The sequence below is a fragment of the Rhizobium sp. Leaf371 genome, from assembly GCF_001424045.1.
GTDB lineage: Bacteria > Pseudomonadota > Alphaproteobacteria > Rhizobiales > Rhizobiaceae > Ferranicluibacter.
Genome location: NZ_LMQB01000027.1, coordinates 69,204 through 86,635, shown reverse-complemented (window position 1 = coordinate 86,635; position 17,432 = coordinate 69,204). Strand labels below are relative to the sequence as shown.

Below are 17,432 nucleotides of genomic sequence, written 5' to 3'. Positions count from 1 at the left end.
TGATTCGCGGCATTCCGCCAACCGGCCAAGTCGCTTAAGGATCATCAGGCTCTGCGTGTCGCGGCGCGCGCGTTGAATGAAACGAGGATCTGCAATGGCACAATCGAACCTGGCGCGCGAACCGTCTATGGACGAAATTCTGGCTTCGATCCGCAAGATCATCGAAAGCAACGAGGCGACCGGTCCGGGGCTTCCCGCCAATGACCACGGCCCGATGTCCGACACCTATTATTCGAGCGACCGCGCCTATCTCGATGAGGAACAGGCAGAAGAGATCCAACTGACGATCGACGATACGGTATTCCCGGATTTCGACACGACAGAAGGCGGCTCCGAGCATCGGCCGGCATCGGCCTCGGCCTCGGCCTATCCGGGTGAGGAGGCGGCCCACGCGCCCGCCTCGGCTCCGCTTTCGCTGGCCGATGTCGCGGCCCGTGTTCGTGCCGCGTCCGAGCGTCAAACGATGCCGCGCGACCCTGTCGCCGCGGCCCGTGACGTGCAGGCGAGGGCACCTCAGCCCGTTGCGCCTCAGCCCGCATCGCGGCATGAGCGCGCGCAACCGCTGCCGCAGGTCGACGCCCCGACGCCCCAGCGTCCGGAGCCTGCGGCCAGCGCCAGCTATCGCGAACCCTCACCCGTCGAAGCGTCGAGCGAGCGCGATCGTGCGCATCAGGCGGAGGTCGAGGCCTCCATCCGCGCCATGGCCCGCGATGTCGTTGCGCCTCATCTCGCCGCGCCGCATATTCCTCTGGACGAACCGGCTTCAGCCGACACGTCCCATCCCGGAGCTGACGTGACCACCCAGCCGGAAACACCCGCCGCCGCTCCACCTGTAACGGACGTACCGTCCGAAGCGCGTGGCAAGGATGTCTCCGCGATCCTCTCGGACGCAGTGAGCGAACAGGTCTCGCGCTCGTTCGGTGAACTGGCACTGGCGATCGACAGCAGCCCACGGCGTTCCTTTGATGAGATCGCCGAGGACATGCTGCGGCCGATGCTGCAGGAGTGGCTCGACGACAATCTTCCGACGCTGGTGGAGCGCCTCGTCCGCGAGGAAATCGAGCGTGTGGCACGCGGTCCTCGCCGCTAGGAACGCCTTCAGACAGCGGCGACAGGCCGGAGCCGCTGTTTTTCTCTCGTTCTGACGGCTGGCTGAAAACGCCAGTCCACCCGCCGGGACGCACCGGTGGGCTTCGTTTGCATCCTTGAACCACGCCACCCATATTCACGGGGCGGAATGTTGCGCGCTTGCGCCGTTCCGGTTTACAAGCCTCCCACATCCACCAGCATGTTTGGCTCCGAAATGCTTGACAAAACCTATGATTCCTCTGCGGTCGAACCGCGTATCGCCAAGCTTTGGGACGATGCCGACGCATTTCGCGCCGGTGCGGGCGCCAAGCCCGGCGCCGAGCCGTTCTGCGTCGTCATTCCCCCGCCGAACGTGACCGGCTCGCTGCATATGGGCCATGCGCTCAACAACACGCTGCAAGACATCATGATCCGCTTCGAGCGGATGCGCGGCAAGGACGTGCTGTGGCAGCCCGGCATGGACCATGCCGGCATCGCGACCCAGATGGTTGTCGAGCGGCAGTTGATGGAACGGCAGCTTCCCGGCCGGCGCGACATGGGCCGCGAGGCCTTCGTGGACCGGATCTGGGAATGGAAGGGCGAATCGGGCGGGCTGATCTTCAATCAGCTGAAGCGCCTCGGCGCCTCCTGCGACTGGTCGCGCGAGCGGTTCACCATGGACGAGGGGCTCTCCGAGGCGGTCCTCGAGGTCTTCGTCACGCTCTACAAGCAGGGGCTGATCTATAAGGACAACCGCCTCGTCAACTGGGATCCGAAGCTCCTGACCGCGATCTCTGATCTCGAGGTCGAGCAGATCGAAGTGGCCGGCAATCTCTGGTACCTGCGCTACCCGCTGGAGCCGGGCGTCACCTATCAGCATCCCGTCGCCTTCAACGACGAGGGTGCGCCGACCGCGTTCGAGACGCGCGACTACCTGATCGTTGCGACAACCCGGCCTGAAACCATGCTTGGCGACACCGGCATCGCGGTCAATCCGGAAGACGAGCGGTATCGCGCCATCATCGGCAAGCACGTCGTGCTGCCGCTCGTCGGACGCCGTGTCCCGATCGTCGGCGACGATTACGCCGATCCGACCGCCGGCACCGGCGCCGTCAAGATGACGCCGGCCCACGATTTCAACGACTTCGAGGTCGCCCGTCGTCATGACTTGCGCAAGATCAACATCCTGACGACCGACGGCCATGTGACGCTGAAGGAAAACGAGGACTTCCTCGAAGGATTGCCGGCCACGGGCGAACTGGATGCCCTGATCGAGATCCTCGAGAACGTCGAGCGTTTCGCGGCCCGTAAGATCATCGTGTCGCTGTTTGAAGAGCGCGGCCTGCTGGACAAGATCGAGCCGCACAAGCACATGGTCCCCCATGGCGACCGCGGCGGCGTGCCGATCGAGCCGCGGCTGACCGAGCAATGGTATGTCGATGCGGCAACGCTCGCCAAGCCTGCCATCGCGTCCGTTCGCGAAGGCCGCACCAATTTCGTCCCGAAGAACTGGGAGAAGACCTATTACGAGTGGATGGAGAACATCCAGCCGTGGTGCGTCTCCCGTCAGCTCTGGTGGGGACACCAGATCCCGGCCTGGTACGGACCCGATGGTCAGGTCTTCGTCGAGAAGTCGGAAGAGGAGGCGCTGCACGCCGCCATCCAGCACTACCTCTCGCATGAGGGCCCGATGAAGGCCTTTGTTCAGGACCGGATCGAGAATTTTGCCGTCGGCGAGATTTTGACCCGCGACGAGGATGTTCTCGATACTTGGTTCTCGTCGGCACTCTGGCCGTTTTCGACGCTGGGCTGGCCCGACCAGACCAGGGAGTTGAAGAAATACTACCAGACGGACGTGCTGGTTACCGGCTTCGACATCATCTTCTTCTGGGTTGCCCGGATGATGATGATGGGCCTTCATTTCATGAAGGACGAGAGCGGTAATCCGGTCGAGCCGTTCCACACCGTCTATGTCCACGCCCTCGTTCGCGACAAGAACGGGCAGAAGATGTCGAAGTCGAAAGGCAACGTCATCGATCCGCTCGATTTGATCGACGAATACGGGGCCGACGCCCTGCGCTTCACGCTGGCCATCATGGCGGCACAGGGACGCGACGTGAAACTCGATCCGGCGCGCATCGCCGGTTACCGCAATTTCGGCACCAAGCTCTGGAACGCGACGCGCTTTGCCGAGATGAACGGCGTCAAGGCCGATCCGTCCTTTCTGCCGGAAGCCTGCGTCCTGCCCGTCAACCAGTGGATCCTGACGGAACTGTCGCGCACGGTCCGGGAGGTCACGACGGCGATCGAGACCTACCGCTTCAACGAAGCGGCAGGCGGGCTGTATCGTTTCGTCTGGAACGCCGTCTGCGATTGGTATCTGGAACTGCTGAAGCCTGTCTTTGCCGGCGACGATGCGGCCGCAAAGGCCGAATCGCAGGCCTGCGTCGCCTACGTTCTCGAAGAGGCCTACAAGCTTCTGCATCCCTTCATGCCCTTCATGACGGAAGAGCTCTGGGCGGCAACGGCCGATGAAGGCACCACGCGCAACGGCCTTCTCTGCCATGCAGCCTGGCCGTCCGCCGGGTTTGCCAACGAGCATGCGGCGGCCGAGATCAACTGGCTGATCGATCTCGTCTCGGGCATTCGCTCGGTCCGCTCCGAGATGAACGTGCCCCCGTCGGCGATCGCGCCTCTGGTGGTGGTCGATGCCGGCATGTCCACGCGCGAACGGCTGGAGCGTCATGCCGCCGCCATTCGCCGCCTTGCCCGCGTCGATGCGATCGAGGTGACGACGACGGCCCCCAAGGGAAGTGCGCAGATCGTGGTCGGAGAGGCGACCTTCTGCCTGCCGCTCGGAGCCCTGATCGATCTCGTTGCCGAGAGAGCGCGCCTTGCCAAGGCGATCGACAAGGTCGAGATCGAGCGCCAGCGCATCCTGGGAAAGCTGTCGAACGAGAAGTTCGTCACGAATGCGCGGCCGGAGGTCGTGGAGGCGGAGCGGGAACGCCTGGTCGAACTCGACGGCCAGAAGACGGCCCTCGACGTGGCCCTCGGTCGCATCGCGGATGCGGGCTGAGCCTGCGTCTTAGGCAAAACGAGAACGACCGTCAGCATCCGGAGGGCCGCGCCATTGTCGCGGCCCTTTGTCGTTCAAGGGCCTTTCAAACGGCGACGATTTTGTCGTCGCGACTCAGCGAGTGGAGAGCCGGCGACGATGATCACGGCGTTCTGGTCTGGATACGGTCGAAAGCTCCCGTTTGACGCAGCGCAGCAATGAAACATGTCAGAAAAAGGGCAGGTTGTGACTTGTCGGTGACAGTGGAGGCGCGAGAGCAAATTCATGCCAGCTGTCTGGATTAAGAGGGCAACCTTAGAAAAAAATTTCCAAATGCGCACGTTTTTGGCGTGCAGACGAAATTCTTACGTCAATTTTTGCACGTAACGAGATGTAACCATCAATTTCTGGGAATTGCATTTGTGGTGTATTCGAATACCCTCATGTTCAACCAGGCGGCATCCGAGGGTATGCCGCCGATTGAGTGGGAGGTTACATGAATATCAGTTTTACACGATTGGCGATCACGACGGCCGTTCTCGCCGCGATGACGGCCACGTCGGCTCACGCGGGTGGCCTGGAGCGCGGTGGCTACAACATCGATCTTCTGTTCGATCCCTCCGCCTATGCGCTGGAAGCCACGACGACCTATGTCAATCCGCAGCGCGATCTCAAGAACGCCCGTGACACCAATCCTGCCAACGGTCTCGGCTCGAACGGCCTCGGCGGCGGTTCGACCTCGGTGCGCGACACCGAAAGCTACTGGGTCCCGCGCGTCGGTATCAAGGCAGCGCTCGGCGATAGCGGCATCGACTGCATGGCCGATTACTCGCAGCCTTTCGGCGCCGATCTCAATCCCGGCCGCAACTGGATTGGAGCCAACGACAATACCAAAACGAAGATCGAAACCGACAATTATGCGGTGACGTGTTCCTATAAGTGGGCCATGGGGCCGGGCAAGATCCGCGTCATCGCCGGCGGCTTCTATCAGGAAGTCGAAGGCTATAAGGAGCGTCTGGTCGCTCCGAACTTCTATGGCACGGGCAACGGCATCGGGCGCCTCGATCTGAAAGACAATGGCTGGGGTGGCCGCGTCGGTTTGGCCTATGAGATTCCCGAATATGCCTTCCTGACGAGCCTCGTCTACAACAGCGAAGTGAAGTTCGACGACATCGAGGGAACGATCGACTTGACGGAGGTGACCGTGCCCGGTCCGCTTGGACCAGCGGTCCCGATCACGTTCGGCAAATACGCGGTAACCGGGGAAGCATCCGTACCGCAGTCGCTGGAGTACAAGATCCAGACCGGCATCGCGCCCGACTGGCTTGCCTTCGGCTCGATCAAGTGGACCGATTGGAGCGTGCTGCAGTCGGTCGGCTTCTGCCCTGCAACGGCGAGCCCGCTGACACCCTGCACCAGTCTCGATCTCCTCTATCGCGACGGGCTGACGGTCACCGCAGGCGTTGGGCATAAGTTCAACGATCAGTGGAGCGGTGCTCTCAGCCTCACATGGGATCGCGGCACCAGCACGGTGATCAACACGCAGAGCGACACCTGGACGCTTGGGACGGGCGTCGCCTACAAGCCGGTCGAAAATGTCGAATTCCGCCTCGCCGGTGCAGTCGGCATCCTGACGAGCGGTTCTTCCCGCTCGACAACGGTCAACGGCGTCCCGTTCGGAGACGACGTGAGCTACGATTACGGCAACGACGTCGTCACCGCGGTGTCCACCTCCCTGAAGGTTCGCTTCTGATCTTTCGTACGCGATGTCCTATCCAGAGGCGCCCGGTTCACAGCCGGGCGCTTTTTGCATTTGGGGGTTGCTCTCGGTCGAGTGCCGATCTCAGGGCGGCGGATGTCGCGCGACGTTTCCGCAATGCTTCGGCGACGGGAAAAAGCGCCCGGACACACGCGATTTGTGATGATTCCGCAACACGCCGAGTGAATGGTTTGGCGGCCCCGGCGGGCCCTTGTTTCAGTCTATTTCCCGCCACAAACAAAGAGCATCGATCTCCCCTCAGCCGGAGAATGTTCCCCCTGAAGCCTCAGTGTGCAGCAACGGGAACAATTTTTGGCGGTGGAAACGAAGTAGTGATGTTTCATGATGTTACATGGCGAACTTCGAGAATGTCAGCGGGGAAACCGGTAGGGGGAACCCCGGTTCCGCCGAGGGTTGAAGACGGGCCGCAGTGTCGCCGAAAATCGGCGCTAGGCTGGCTTTTGTCGGTGGGACGACGGCAACCGGCACCGGTTGCGACGAGGGGATGCGGGCGAGGGGTCGCCGCAGCATTCCGTCAAGGCATGAAGCGAGTGGGGAAGCGCCGGATCGAACATGAAGCGAGCCGGGTTGAACGGAAGATTTTGACGAATATGCTACGCGAATGCAGGTCGTTGACGTTGGTGGTATTGAGTTTGGCGGCTGCGCTTGGGGCGTCATGCGGCGCGGTTCGCGCCTTCGATCCAAATGCAGGCGTGACGAAGGAATCGGGTCCGTTCGCGCTCTTCAAGTTCGGCTTCTCCGCTTACAAGAACGGCCGCAAGGACGAAGCGGTCGAAGCCTATCGCTACGCCGCGGAGAAGGGCCATACGGCCTCCCGCTGGGCTCTGGCGAATATGTATGCCGATGGCGACGGCGTGACCGAAAACGACCTCGAAGCTTTCAAGATCTATAGCGAGATCGCCGAAAACGGTGTCGAGCCAGGGTCGCAGGACACGGGCTATTTCGTCAACGCTTTGATCTCGCTCGCCGGCTATTACCGCCGCGGAATTCCCGATACCCCCGTGTCCGCCGATCTCAGCCAGGCGCGCCAGCTCTATTTCCAGGCCGCCTCGACCTTCGGCGTCGCAGAAGCCCAGTTCCAGCTGGCAAAGATGCTGCTCTCGGGCGATGGCGGAAGCGTCAACGTTCAGCAGGCGAAGAAGTGGCTCAACCGCGCCCGCAAGAAGGGCCACGCCGGTGCGATGGGCGTCTTTGGAAACGTCATCTTCCAGGAAGGCCAGACTGTCCGTGGTCTTGCCTATATGACGGCCGCGCTCGACCAGTGCTCGTCGAAGGATCGGCAGTGGCTGCAGCCGATGCAGGAACAGGCGTTCTCTCTGGCCACCGAATCCGACCGCCGCGTGGCGATCAACATGTCCCACACGATCCGGTCCGGCGAAGCCGACTAAAACTGGCCTTCGCTTTCGCGACGCGCGGGCCGCCGCGTAGTCTCTCAGACGATGGCTGGCGCTGTCTTTTACGCCGCCACGACCTCTTTCGGCTTGAAGTCGAAATGCGCAATGACCGGAACATGGTCGGACGGCTTTTCCCAGGCGCGGACGTGCTTCTCGATATCGGTCGATATCAGGCGATCGGTCGCTTCGGGTGACAGCATCAGGTGGTCGATGCGAATGCCATGGTTCTTGGGCCAGGCGCCGGCCTGGTAATCCCAGAAGGAGTAATGCGAGGCCGCGTCGGTCGTGGCACGCACCGCATCGGTCAGGCCAAGCTGCTCAAGCCGGCGGAACGCCGCCCGCGTGCGCGGCAGGAAGAGCGCGTCGTTCTCCCAGACGCGCGGATCCCAGCAGTCATGCGGCTCCGCAATCACGTTATAGTCGCCGGCAAGGATCAGCGGTTCCTCGAGCATCAGCCGCGCCGCGGCAAAGGACTGGAGCCGCTCCATCCAGGCCAGCTTGTAGGTGTATTTTTCGGTTTCTGGCGGGTTGCCGTTCGGCAGATAGAGCGAGCAGACCCGGATCACGCCGCCCTCGATCGAGAAGACGCCCTCGATGAAACGCGACTGGGCGTCCTCGTCATCGCCGGCAAGCCCATTGGTGATTTCGTCCGGTTTGATCCGGGTCAGCAGGGCGACGCCGTTGAAACCTTTCTGACCGTGGGTGAAGACGTGGTAGCCGAGCGCTTCGATCTCGGCTTTGGGAAAGCCCTCGTCCACTGTCTTGATCTCTTGCAGGCAGGCGATGTCGGGCCGCGACTCCTGCAGCCAGGCGAGGAGAGCGTCGATACGGGCCCTGACGCCGTTGATGTTCCAGGTCGCGATCTTCATGGTCTCTGTCTCCCGTGGCTGCCCCGTCGTCTTAAAGCGCACCGGCCGAATTGACAAACGCAGCCGGAGGAAATTCGGCGTTGCCGTGCGCTTGCGCGCGTCGCAGGGTGAGAGCCGGCGGGCAAGAATCGCCGCTCTGCGATACACCTTTGCGCCTGTCTGCGCTAAGTCAGCACGGCACGTCACGCCATTGTCGATGAGAAGGGATAAGTCGGGGAGCATGATCCAGACGCTTGCCACCTACTGGCCGCATATTCTTGCCGTTCTCTCGGTGCTTCTCGGCGTTCCCGCCGCCATCCACGCCACCATGACGAAAGATGAGGTGCGGGCGGCGCTGGGCTGGGTCGGCGTGATTGTCCTGTCGCCCGTCCTCGGCGCCATCATCTATGCCGTCGCGGGGATCAATCGCATCCGGCGCAGCTCCATCGGCCTGCAGCGGTCGCTCCTGAAAGACAGGACGGCTGACGCGCTGCGGCGGTTCGACGTCACCGATGCCCTCGTTGCCGAACGTTTCGGTCAACGCTTCTGCTCCATGAAAGTGCTCGGCGACAAGGTCAGCCGGCACCACATGTCGGCCGGCAACCAGATCGTCATGCTGGAAGGCGGCGACATCGCCTATGCGCGCATGCTGGAGGCGATCGCAGGCGCGCACCGCTCGATCCTGCTGGAAACCTATATCTTCGACCGGGACCCGGTCGGCCTGCGCTTTGCCGACGCGCTGATCGCTGCCGCAGAGCGGGGTGTCGCGGTGCGCGTGCTGATCGACGCGGTCGGCGCCCGCTATTCCGTGCCCAGCATCGTCGGCTACCTGCGCAAGGGCGGCGTCACCACACGAACCTTCAACGGCAATATCGTCATGGGCCTGCGGCTGCCCTATGCCAATCTGCGGACGCACCGCAAGATCCTCGTGGTCGATGGCGGCGTGGCCTTTACCGGGGGCATGAACATCCGGGCGGGCTTCACCTCGGAGTTCGCGACGGGCGAGGAAGCCCACGACACGCATTTCGAGGTTCGGGGACCCGTGGTCGCCGATCTTCTGCACGTCGCCTGCGAGGATTGGCAATTCGCCAATGCCGAAGTGCTGGAAGGCGACGTCTGGGGCGTCACGCCGCCGCCGGACAGCGAGCGAAAATCGCCGATGATCATGCGGGTCATACCTACAGGTCCGGATCGGGCGAACGAAGCCAATCACAAGATGATCATGGGAGCGATCTCGGTCGCCCGAAAGAGCATCCGGATCATGTCGCCGTACTTCCTGCCGGACCGGGAACTGGTGAGCGCGCTGGTCACGGCGGCGCTGAGGGGCGTCCACGTCGATATCGTCGTACCCGCCGTCAACAACCTCACGCTCGTCGATCGCGCTATGACGGCGCAGTTCGATCAGGTGCTGAAGGGCGGCTGCCGTGTGTGGCGGGCGCAAGGCGCCTTCAACCATTCCAAGCTGCTGACGATCGATGGACGCTGGTCTTATATCGGCTCATCGAACATCGATCCCCGATCGCTGCGTCTGAACTTCGAGATCGACCTCGAAGTGCTCGATCCGACCTTCGCCGCCGACCTCGATCGCCGTTTCGAAGATGTCCGCAGCGCGTCGCGCGAGGTGACCCTTGCGGCGCTCCGCGCGCGACCGTTTTTCACACGTCTGCTCGATCGGCTCTTCTGGCTGGGCTCGCCCTATCTCTGAAGCCGCATATGTAATTAAATAATTACAAAGACTTGCGGTCTTTTTCGGATCCGACACCTTCAGTCGGATCCGCCGGAGGCGTCAGATCGAGAAGCTTGTCCCGCAGCCGCAGCTCGCGACGGCATTCGGGTTGCGGATCTGGAAGGACTGGCCGAGGAGGTTGTCGACGAAGTCGATCTCGGACCCTTCCATATAGACGAGCGACAGGCTGTCGATCAGAACCTTGGCCTCTCCTTTTTCCAGAACGAGATCGTCCGCCGAGCCGTCATCGACCAGATCGAACTTGTAGGAGAAGCCTGAGCAGCCGCCACCTTCGACGGAGACGCGCATGGCGTGCTTGTCGCTATCCGCCCTGAGGATCGTGGCGATGCGCTTTGCGGCGGAATCGGAGAGCGTTACGGTGGTGTCGGTCATTTACTGTCTCCTGCCGGGGTCAAGATCCGGAGAGTTTGTCGTCGGTTACGAAGAAATCCGTATCCATGGTCTGCGTTGCGGCCGCCAACGTCATGATTCTGAACGGATCGTCGCGTAGGATCGCAGTCCATGCTTTCATGCGGCCGACACTATAGGTATGAAGGCTTTAAAACCGCGTCAATGGGATGCTGCATGCAAATGGCTTTGGATAAGGATGCACTGGGTTTCGGCACGGGCCAGCGGGCGATTTTCGCGTCCGATCCCTGGACGAGCAGGGGAAGGCTGTACCCGGAGGGCACCAGCACGACCCGCTCGGATTTCCAGCGCGACCGCGACCGCATCGTCCACACCACGGCGTTTCGCCGGCTGAAGCACAAGACCCAGGTTTTCATCGCGGCCGATGGCGATCATTACCGGACCCGGCTGACGCACACGATCGAGGTCGCGCAGATCGCGCGTGCGCTGGCGCGCGCCATGCGCCTCGATGAGGATCTGGCGGAGGGCGTGGCGCTTGTCCATGACTTCGGCCACACGCCGTTCGGCCACACGGGCGAAGACGCGCTTCAGGAGGTGCTCGCGGCTTATGGCGGGTTCGATCACAACGCCCAGTCGCTTCGCATCGTCACCAAGCTGGAGAGGCGCTATGCCGAGTTCGACGGCCTGAACCTGACATGGGAGAGCCTCGAGGGCCTGGTCAAGCACAACGGACCTCTCACGGGCCCGTCCGCCGATCCCCGCCATCCCGTCGTGCCCCAGCCGATCCTCGACTACTGCGCCCTGTACGATCTCGAGCTCGGCACGTTTGCAAGCCTCGAGGCGCAGGTGGCCGCCATCGCCGACGATATCGCCTACAACACGCACGACATCGACGATGGCCTGCGCTCGGGCTATCTGACCTTCGATATGCTGGAGGAAATCCCGTTCCTTGCCGGTCTCATGCAGGAGGTTCGCGCCAAGTATCCCGGCCTGGAGGCAGCCCGCTTCACCCATGAGATCATGCGGCGGCAGATCACCGCCATGGTCGAGGACGTCATCGGCGTTGCGCAGGAGAACCTCCGCGATCTGCGCCCCGAGAGCGCGACGGATGTCCGGAACGCCGGTCGCGTCGTTGCGACCTTCTCGCCCGCAATGGCCGAGACCGACCGGCAGATCAAGCGCATGCTGATGACCCGCATCTACCGGCACACCGACGTCATGCGGGTCCGCGAAAACGCCGCCCGGATCGTGGTCGATCTCTATCACGCGTTCATGGCCGAGCCGCGCGAGATGCAGACGCACTACTGGATTGACCAGATCGCCGGCCTTGCCGAGCCTGCAAAGGCCCGCCACGTCGCGGATTACATCGCCGGAATGACCGATACCTATGCGATCGCGACGCACCGCCGCTTGTTTGACCACACCCCGGATTTGCGCTAGAGCGCCAGCCACCCGCCCGGTTGAGGATTTCGGTCCGTCGAGAGCCGGGCCACCTTGATGCGGACCGCGGCCTGATGAGGCGCGCCCTCCCGGACGATGGATATCATGAACATTTACACCGATCTCGAAGCCAGAGTGAAGAACGTCCTTGAAGCCATTGATCTGGTGAAGGAAAATCGCTCAGAGGTCGATTTCGCTCGCGTGGCGGTCGAGACCCCGCGCGATCCGAGCCATGGCGATGTCGCCACCAATGCCGCCATGGTGCTGGCCAAGCCGCTCGGCACCAATCCGCGCGCCCTGGCCGAGACGATCGCGGCCGCCCTCCGGCAGGATGCCGATATCGCCGAAGTCTCGGTCGCCGGTCCCGGCTTCATCAACCTGCGCCTGTCGGTCGGCTACTGGCAGCGTCTTCTCGCCGCCATCGTCACGGCCGGAAACGACTATGGCCGCAGCACGGTCGGCGCCGGGCGCAAGATTAATGTGGAATATGTCTCGGCCAATCCGACCGGTCCCATGCATGTCGGCCACTGCCGGGGCGCCGTTGTGGGCGATACCCTGGCGAACCTCCTCGGCTTTGCCGGCTGGAACGTGACCAAGGAATACTACATCAACGATGCGGGGTCGCAGATCGACGTGCTCGCCAAGTCCGCCATGCTGCGCTATCGCGAGGCCCTCGGCGAAACGATCGGCGAGATTCCAGCCGGTCTCTATCCCGGTGATTACCTTGTCCCGGTCGGTGAGGCGCTGGCGCAGGAATTCGGCGCGAGCCTGCTCGGCATGCCCGAGGACGGCTGGATGCCGCTCGTCAAGGAGCGCACCATTGCCGCGATGATGGCGATGATCCGGGAGGATCTGGCCGCGCTCAACGTGCATCACGATGTCTTCTTCTCGGAACGCACGCTCCATGCCGATGGAGCGCAGCGTATTCGCGCTGCCATCAACGACCTGACGTTCAAGGGCCATGTCTATAAGGGAAGCCTGCCGCCGCCGAAGGGACAGGTGCCGGAAGACTGGGAGGATCGCGAGCAGACGCTGTTCCGCTCGACCGACGTCGGAGACGATATCGATCGTCCGCTGATCAAGTCGGATGGGTCTTACACCTACTTTGCCGCCGACGTCGCCTATTTCAAGGACAAGTTCGATCGCGCTTTCGATGAGATGATCTATGTGCTGGGCGCCGATCACGGCGGCTACGTCAAGCGGCTGGAAGCGCTGGCGCGCGCCGTGTCCGGCGGCTCCGTCAAGCTCACTGTGCTCCTCTGCCAGCTCGTCAAGCTCTACCGCAACGGCGAGCCGGTGAAGATGTCGAAGCGCTCCGGCGACTTCGTCACGCTGCGCGATGTCGTGGACGAGGTCGGGCGCGATTCCGTGCGTTTCATGATGATCTACCGGAAGAATTCCGAGCCGCTCGATTTCGACTTCGCCAAGGTCACCGAGCAGTCGAAGGACAATCCGGTCTTCTATGTCCAGTACGCGCATGCGCGCTGCCGCTCGATCTTCCGGCAGGCGGCCGAAGCCTTTCCGGATCTCGACCTCGATGCCATCGATTACCCCGCGGCTTTGGGAACCCATATCGCCGATCCGAGCGAGTTGCAGTTGATCGCGAAACTGGCAGAATTTCCGCGTATCGTCGAATCGGCTGCACTGGCGCAGGAACCGCATCGCATCGCATTTTATCTGTACGATCTGGCCAGTTCGTTCCATGGGCATTGGAACAAGGGCAAAGATTTTCCGGGCTTACGCTTTATTAACGATAAAAGTAGAGAATTGAGCCTTGCCAGACTAGGACTGGTGCATGCGGTTGCCTCTGTTTTGAGGTCCGGCCTTGATATCACAGGGACGGACGCCCCGAACGAGATGCGATAGCATGTCACCATTTCCCCATATTGGACTGGCACGACCGGCCCAGTATTTGTGAGTGGAGCGAATGGCAGACAAACAGTTGGCACGAAGCGCAGATGTGGACCCGAACGCGTTCCCGGATGAAGATCCGTTGAGCGAACTGGCCCGCATTGTCGGCTACGACAATCGCCCCGCCTTGCAGCAGCTCCAAGAGCTGGAACGTCATCGGGAATCGGTTCGCTACGACCCGATCGTCGATCTGGAAGAGGAGCTGATGCGCGAGTTCGAGGCGTACGACACGCCCGCGGCACCCGAGCCCGTCGCCCCGTTGCAGGCGATCGTCGAACCCGTTCCTGTTGCCGCACAGTCGCATGCTCAGCCGGTGTTCGCGCCGCAGCCCCTGCAGCAGGCGCCGCGTCATGTCGAGCCGACATTCGATGCTCAGCCGGAGCCTGCCGTCCACGCTTTTTCGGAGCCGGTTCGTTCCGAGCCCCGTCCTGCCGACGTTCGCCATCCCGAACCGGCGCTCGATCTCGGCGACGAACTCGAAATGTCTCTCGGGTCTGCGGCCGAGCCGGTCCATGTGCCGCAGATGCCGGTCGCGCCCGTCCCCGCTGTTCGCGCTCACGTCGATCCGTTGCTGGACACTGTCGAATCGTTCGCTGTTCCCAATCCGCCGGTCCGTCCGGCTGTTGCCACTGAAGCGGCACGGAAGAACAATTTTCCCTTCACGCCGAACTTCAGCCGCGCAACGCCTGTGGCGCTCAGCACCGGGGCAAACCGCACCTTTGCAACGCCTCTGCCTCCGGCCCCCGCCGCTCCGGTCATGCCGGCGCCGGTTGCTGCCGCACCTGTGGTGGCTGCCCCCGTCATGAAGGCTCCTGTTGCGCGGGCTCCCAGTGCGCCGGCTTCCAGTGCGCCGGTTCAGCGTGCGCAGGCTCTAAGTGCAGCAGCGCCCCGGGCGCCAAGCGTGCAGGCTCCGGCTGCAGTGGCCGCCGCCTTCGTCGCGCCTCCGATCGCCGCCGCCGCCGCCGTGCAGCCCGTGCCGGTAGCCGCCGCAGAGCCCGAGCCTGATTTCAACTTCGACGATTTCGAGATCGATCTTTCCGACATCGACATCGAACTCGATATGGCAGCCGACGAGGTTGCGGCGATCGAGGAGCCGGTCGAGGCCTTTACGGAGGCCGAGCTGCCCTTCGATCCCTCGATGATTGCCGAGGCGGATTACGGCGTTGCGGCCACCGGCGAAATCGACGTGCCCCAGCTTCCCGTGATCGAGGAGCAGAATCTGCAGCTTGATTCCGGTGACTACGATCTCGATATCGACGCCGAAATGGCGCAGATCTTCAGTGCGGGACGTCAGGAATCCGAACGCGGACATAGCGGTGTCGCCGCCGCTGCTGCGGTCGGCATTGCCGGAGCCGCTGCGCCGGCCCGGTCGTCCCACGAAGAATTTGCCGATTTCGAGCGGGCGATGGAAGAAGACTTCCGCCGTTCGATGAGTCAGCGCCAGGAAGTGATCGGGCAGGGCGACCGTTCCGCAGAGCCGGCCTATGGGAACGACAACGATGCCCGTCCGCGCGGCAAGCTGTTCCTTCTCGCAGGCGCGGCGGCCATCGTGCTGATCGCCGGCGGTGTCGGTGCCTATACCATGATGGGCAATGTCGGATCCTCTTTTGCCGGCGGCGAGCCGCAGATCATTCTTGCCGACAAGGCCCCGACCAAGATGGTTCCTCTCGAGAAGGGCGGCAAGACCGTGCCGAATCAGGACAAGGCCGTTTACGACCGGGTCGCGGGTGCGCAGGAAGAAGCACCGCAGCAGGGCACGCTGGTTTCCTCGACCGAGGAGCCGATGGATGTCGTCCAGCGGACGCTGACGCCGGAAAGCCTGCCGCTCGAAGGTGCAAACGGCCTCGACGGCCTGCCGGCCGACGACGAAGGTGCCGACCGCCTGATGCCGGACGATGGCGACGCGCAGGCCAGTGCCGCAGCCGAGGATGCAGCCCCCGCCGTTGCACCACGCAAGGTCCGCACCATGATCGTCCGCCCGGACGGCACGCTGGTCGCCCGCGAAGACCTGGCACCGGAAGAAGCGCCGGTCGTTGCCGCGGTCGCGCCTGCCGCCAAGACGTTGAAGGCCAGCACGCCGAATACGCCGGCTTTGGCGACCCCTGCACAGGACGAGGTCGCAGCGCTTGCTGCGGCTGCCGATGCGACGGTGTCGAACGCTTCGGCGGAAACCGCGAAGGCCCAGCCGCTTCCCGAGGCGCGCCCGCAGACGAAGCCGGTCGAGACCGCCAAGGCGACGACACGCAAGCCTGTCGATACGTTCGCGACGACCACGGCCACCACGCCCGCAAGCGTGCCCGCCGAACCGTCGCCGGTCCAGACCGCATCGATCGCACCCGGCAGCTATGTGGTTCAGGTTGCCTCCCTGCCGTCGGAAGCCGAAGCGCAGAAGTCCTACAAGAGCCTGTCCGGCAAGTTCGGCAGCGTCATCGCCGGCCGTGGCGTCGACATCAAGAAGGCTGAAATCGCCGGCAAGGGTACCTACTACCGCGTCCGCATCCCGGCCGGCAGCCGCGACGAGGCGAATTCTCTCTGCTCCCGCCTGAAGAGCGCTGGCGGCAGCTGCCTGGTCACGCGTTAAGACTCAGACCGAACGGTCTCACAGGGCGCGGCTTCGGCCGCGCCCTTCGTCGTTTGAAGGCGGGGAGACGCCGGCATGCGCGCAATAGCCTTGCTCTCCGACGCGATCCGTCCTTAAACCACATGATAGATGTCGAATGAAAAAGCATGAGGGAACGCGATGAGCGGATCGAAAGCATTCATCTCTGGCTGCAAGGGTCTGTCGCTGACGTCCGATGAAAAGGCCTTCTTCGCGGACGAGCGCCCCTGGGGCTTCATCCTGTTCGGACGGAATATCGGCGATGCCACGCAGATTTCGGATCTGGTCGCGAGCCTGCGCGACAGCATCGGCAATCCGAACGCGCTCGTTCTGATCGACCAGGAGGGTGGACGTGTCCAGCGCATCCGTCCCCCGCTGGCCGGGGCCTATCCGAATGCCGCCGCCATCGGCGCACAGTTTCACGCCGATTCCGCGCGGGGGCTTCGGGCTGCGTGGCTCATGTCGCGGCTTCACGCCTTCGACCTCATGCGCTATGGCATCAACGTGGATTGCCTGCCGGTTCTCGACGTGGCGGCGGATGGTATGAGCGAGGCGATCGGCAATCGTGCCTATTCGCGCGACCCGCAGGCGGTCGCCGCCCTCGGCGCCGCTGGGGCGGAAGGCCTGAAGGCCGGCGGAATGCTGCCCGTCATGAAGCACATGCCCGGCCATGGTCGCGCGCTCGTCGATTCGCATCACAAGCTGCCCGTGGTCGATCGGAGTTTCGAGGAACTGGCCGTCAGCGATTTCGTGCCCTTCGTCGCGTTGAAGTCGGAGGTCATGGCCATGTCGGCCCATATCGTCTTCACCGCCATCGACCCCGAGCGCCCCGCGACGACGTCGCGGAAGGTCGTGGACGAGATCATCCGCGGGCATATCGGCTTCGACGGCCTTCTGATGTCCGACGACGTCTCGATGAATGCGCTCGCGGGCGACATGGAGACGCGGGCGAGAGGCATTGTCGAGGCCGGGCTCGATCTCGTTCTTCACTGCCACGGGATCATGGAGGAGATGCAGGCTGTGTCGCGCGTCGTGCCGGAACTTTCCGGTGCGTCGCTCCGGCGCGCCGACATCGCGGCGTCGAGCTTCCGCGAACCGGATGATTCGGACGAGGCAACCCTGCGGGCGGAGTTCCTGGAGATGTTCCCGAGTGTCTGACGTCTCTTTGTCGGAGATACGATACCGGGTCCGCGCCAGATGACCCCCGGCGACGGCCGCGACCGCGCGCGCGGCACTGTC

Annotated in this window: 11 protein-coding genes; 9 read left to right on the top strand and 2 right to left on the bottom strand. The window is 63.1% G+C overall.

Features of this window, described 5'->3' with window-relative positions:
- The first annotated feature begins 94 nt into the window (after positions 1 to 94).
- From ASG39_RS18670 to exoR, 4 genes are all read left to right on the top strand, one after another.
- Positions 95 to 1,090: a PopZ family protein gene (locus tag ASG39_RS18670; protein ID WP_062596480.1), complete on the top strand. Its 996-nt coding sequence runs from the start codon at positions 95 to 97 to the stop codon at positions 1,088 to 1,090.
- A 213-nt stretch (positions 1,091 to 1,303) separates the two neighbouring features.
- The gene (locus tag ASG39_RS18665; RefSeq protein WP_062596719.1) at positions 1,304 to 4,147 is read left to right on the top strand and encodes a valine--tRNA ligase; all 2,844 of its coding nucleotides are present in this window, start codon (positions 1,304 to 1,306) and stop codon (positions 4,145 to 4,147) included.
- 475 nt (positions 4,148 to 4,622) lie between these two features.
- The gene (locus ASG39_RS18660; protein ID WP_062596479.1) at positions 4,623 to 5,879 is read left to right on the top strand and encodes an OmpP1/FadL family transporter; all 1,257 of its coding nucleotides are present in this window, start codon (positions 4,623 to 4,625) and stop codon (positions 5,877 to 5,879) included.
- A gap of 617 nt (positions 5,880 to 6,496) precedes the next feature.
- Complete coding sequence (gene exoR / locus ASG39_RS18655; RefSeq protein WP_062596478.1) at positions 6,497 to 7,294, top strand: exopolysaccharide production regulator ExoR; 798 nt, start codon at positions 6,497 to 6,499, stop codon at positions 7,292 to 7,294.
- Positions 7,295 to 7,362: 68 nt separating this feature from the next.
- On the opposite strand, the gene xth is transcribed toward exoR, so the two are convergent.
- Positions 7,363 to 8,169 (bottom strand): exodeoxyribonuclease III, encoded by an 807-nt coding sequence (xth, locus tag ASG39_RS18650; RefSeq protein ID WP_062596477.1) that lies wholly within the window; start codon positions 8,167 to 8,169, stop codon positions 7,363 to 7,365.
- 220 nt (positions 8,170 to 8,389) lie between these two features.
- Here xth and ASG39_RS18645 point away from each other — a divergent pair, with 220 nt between their 5' ends.
- A complete protein-coding gene (locus ASG39_RS18645; RefSeq protein ID WP_062596476.1) occupies positions 8,390 to 9,853 on the top strand; it encodes a phospholipase D-like domain-containing protein in 1,464 nt (487 codons plus the stop codon).
- A gap of 81 nt (positions 9,854 to 9,934) precedes the next feature.
- On the opposite strand, the gene erpA is transcribed toward ASG39_RS18645, so the two are convergent.
- Positions 9,935 to 10,267 carry an iron-sulfur cluster insertion protein ErpA gene (gene erpA, locus ASG39_RS18640; RefSeq protein WP_062596475.1) on the bottom strand — a complete coding sequence of 111 codons (333 nt, stop codon included), beginning with the start codon at positions 10,265 to 10,267 and terminating at the stop codon, positions 9,935 to 9,937.
- Between the two features lie 198 nt (positions 10,268 to 10,465).
- Between erpA and ASG39_RS18635 the strand changes: the two genes are divergently transcribed.
- From ASG39_RS18635 to nagZ, 4 genes are all read left to right on the top strand, one after another.
- Positions 10,466 to 11,683 (top strand): deoxyguanosinetriphosphate triphosphohydrolase, encoded by a 1,218-nt coding sequence (locus ASG39_RS18635; protein WP_062596718.1) that lies wholly within the window; start codon positions 10,466 to 10,468, stop codon positions 11,681 to 11,683.
- A 105-nt stretch (positions 11,684 to 11,788) separates the two neighbouring features.
- Positions 11,789 to 13,549 carry an arginine--tRNA ligase gene (argS, locus tag ASG39_RS18630; RefSeq protein ID WP_062596717.1) on the top strand — a complete coding sequence of 587 codons (1,761 nt, stop codon included), beginning with the start codon at positions 11,789 to 11,791 and terminating at the stop codon, positions 13,547 to 13,549.
- 127 nt (positions 13,550 to 13,676) lie between these two features.
- On the top strand, positions 13,677 to 16,175 hold the full coding sequence (locus ASG39_RS18625) for an SPOR domain-containing protein (RefSeq protein ID WP_062596474.1): 2,499 nt from the start codon (positions 13,677 to 13,679) through the stop codon (positions 16,173 to 16,175).
- 159 nt (positions 16,176 to 16,334) lie between these two features.
- Positions 16,335 to 17,351 carry a beta-N-acetylhexosaminidase gene (gene nagZ / locus ASG39_RS18620; protein WP_062596473.1) on the top strand — a complete coding sequence of 339 codons (1,017 nt, stop codon included), beginning with the start codon at positions 16,335 to 16,337 and terminating at the stop codon, positions 17,349 to 17,351.
- Positions 17,352 to 17,432: the final 81 nt, after the last annotated feature.

What these genes read in the sequence shown, in the direction of transcription:
- ASG39_RS18670 (WP_062596480.1), top strand. Translation starts at nt 95, where the DNA reads ATGGCACAATCGAACCTGGCGCGCGAACCGTCTATGGACGAAATTCTG.
- ASG39_RS18665 (WP_062596719.1), top strand. Translation starts at nt 1,304, where the DNA reads ATGCTTGACAAAACCTATGATTCCTCTGCGGTCGAACCGCGTATCGCC.
- ASG39_RS18660 (WP_062596479.1), top strand. Translation starts at nt 4,623, where the DNA reads ATGAATATCAGTTTTACACGATTGGCGATCACGACGGCCGTTCTCGCC.
- exoR (WP_062596478.1), top strand. Translation starts at nt 6,497, where the DNA reads ATGCTACGCGAATGCAGGTCGTTGACGTTGGTGGTATTGAGTTTGGCG.
- xth (WP_062596477.1), bottom strand. Translation starts at nt 8,169, where the DNA reads ATGAAGATCGCGACCTGGAACATCAACGGCGTCAGGGCCCGTATCGAC.
- ASG39_RS18645 (WP_062596476.1), top strand. Translation starts at nt 8,390, where the DNA reads ATGATCCAGACGCTTGCCACCTACTGGCCGCATATTCTTGCCGTTCTC.
- erpA (WP_062596475.1), bottom strand. Translation starts at nt 10,267, where the DNA reads ATGACCGACACCACCGTAACGCTCTCCGATTCCGCCGCAAAGCGCATC.
- ASG39_RS18635 (WP_062596718.1), top strand. Translation starts at nt 10,466, where the DNA reads ATGGCTTTGGATAAGGATGCACTGGGTTTCGGCACGGGCCAGCGGGCG.
- argS (WP_062596717.1), top strand. Translation starts at nt 11,789, where the DNA reads ATGAACATTTACACCGATCTCGAAGCCAGAGTGAAGAACGTCCTTGAA.
- nagZ (WP_062596473.1), top strand. Translation starts at nt 16,335, where the DNA reads ATGAGCGGATCGAAAGCATTCATCTCTGGCTGCAAGGGTCTGTCGCTG.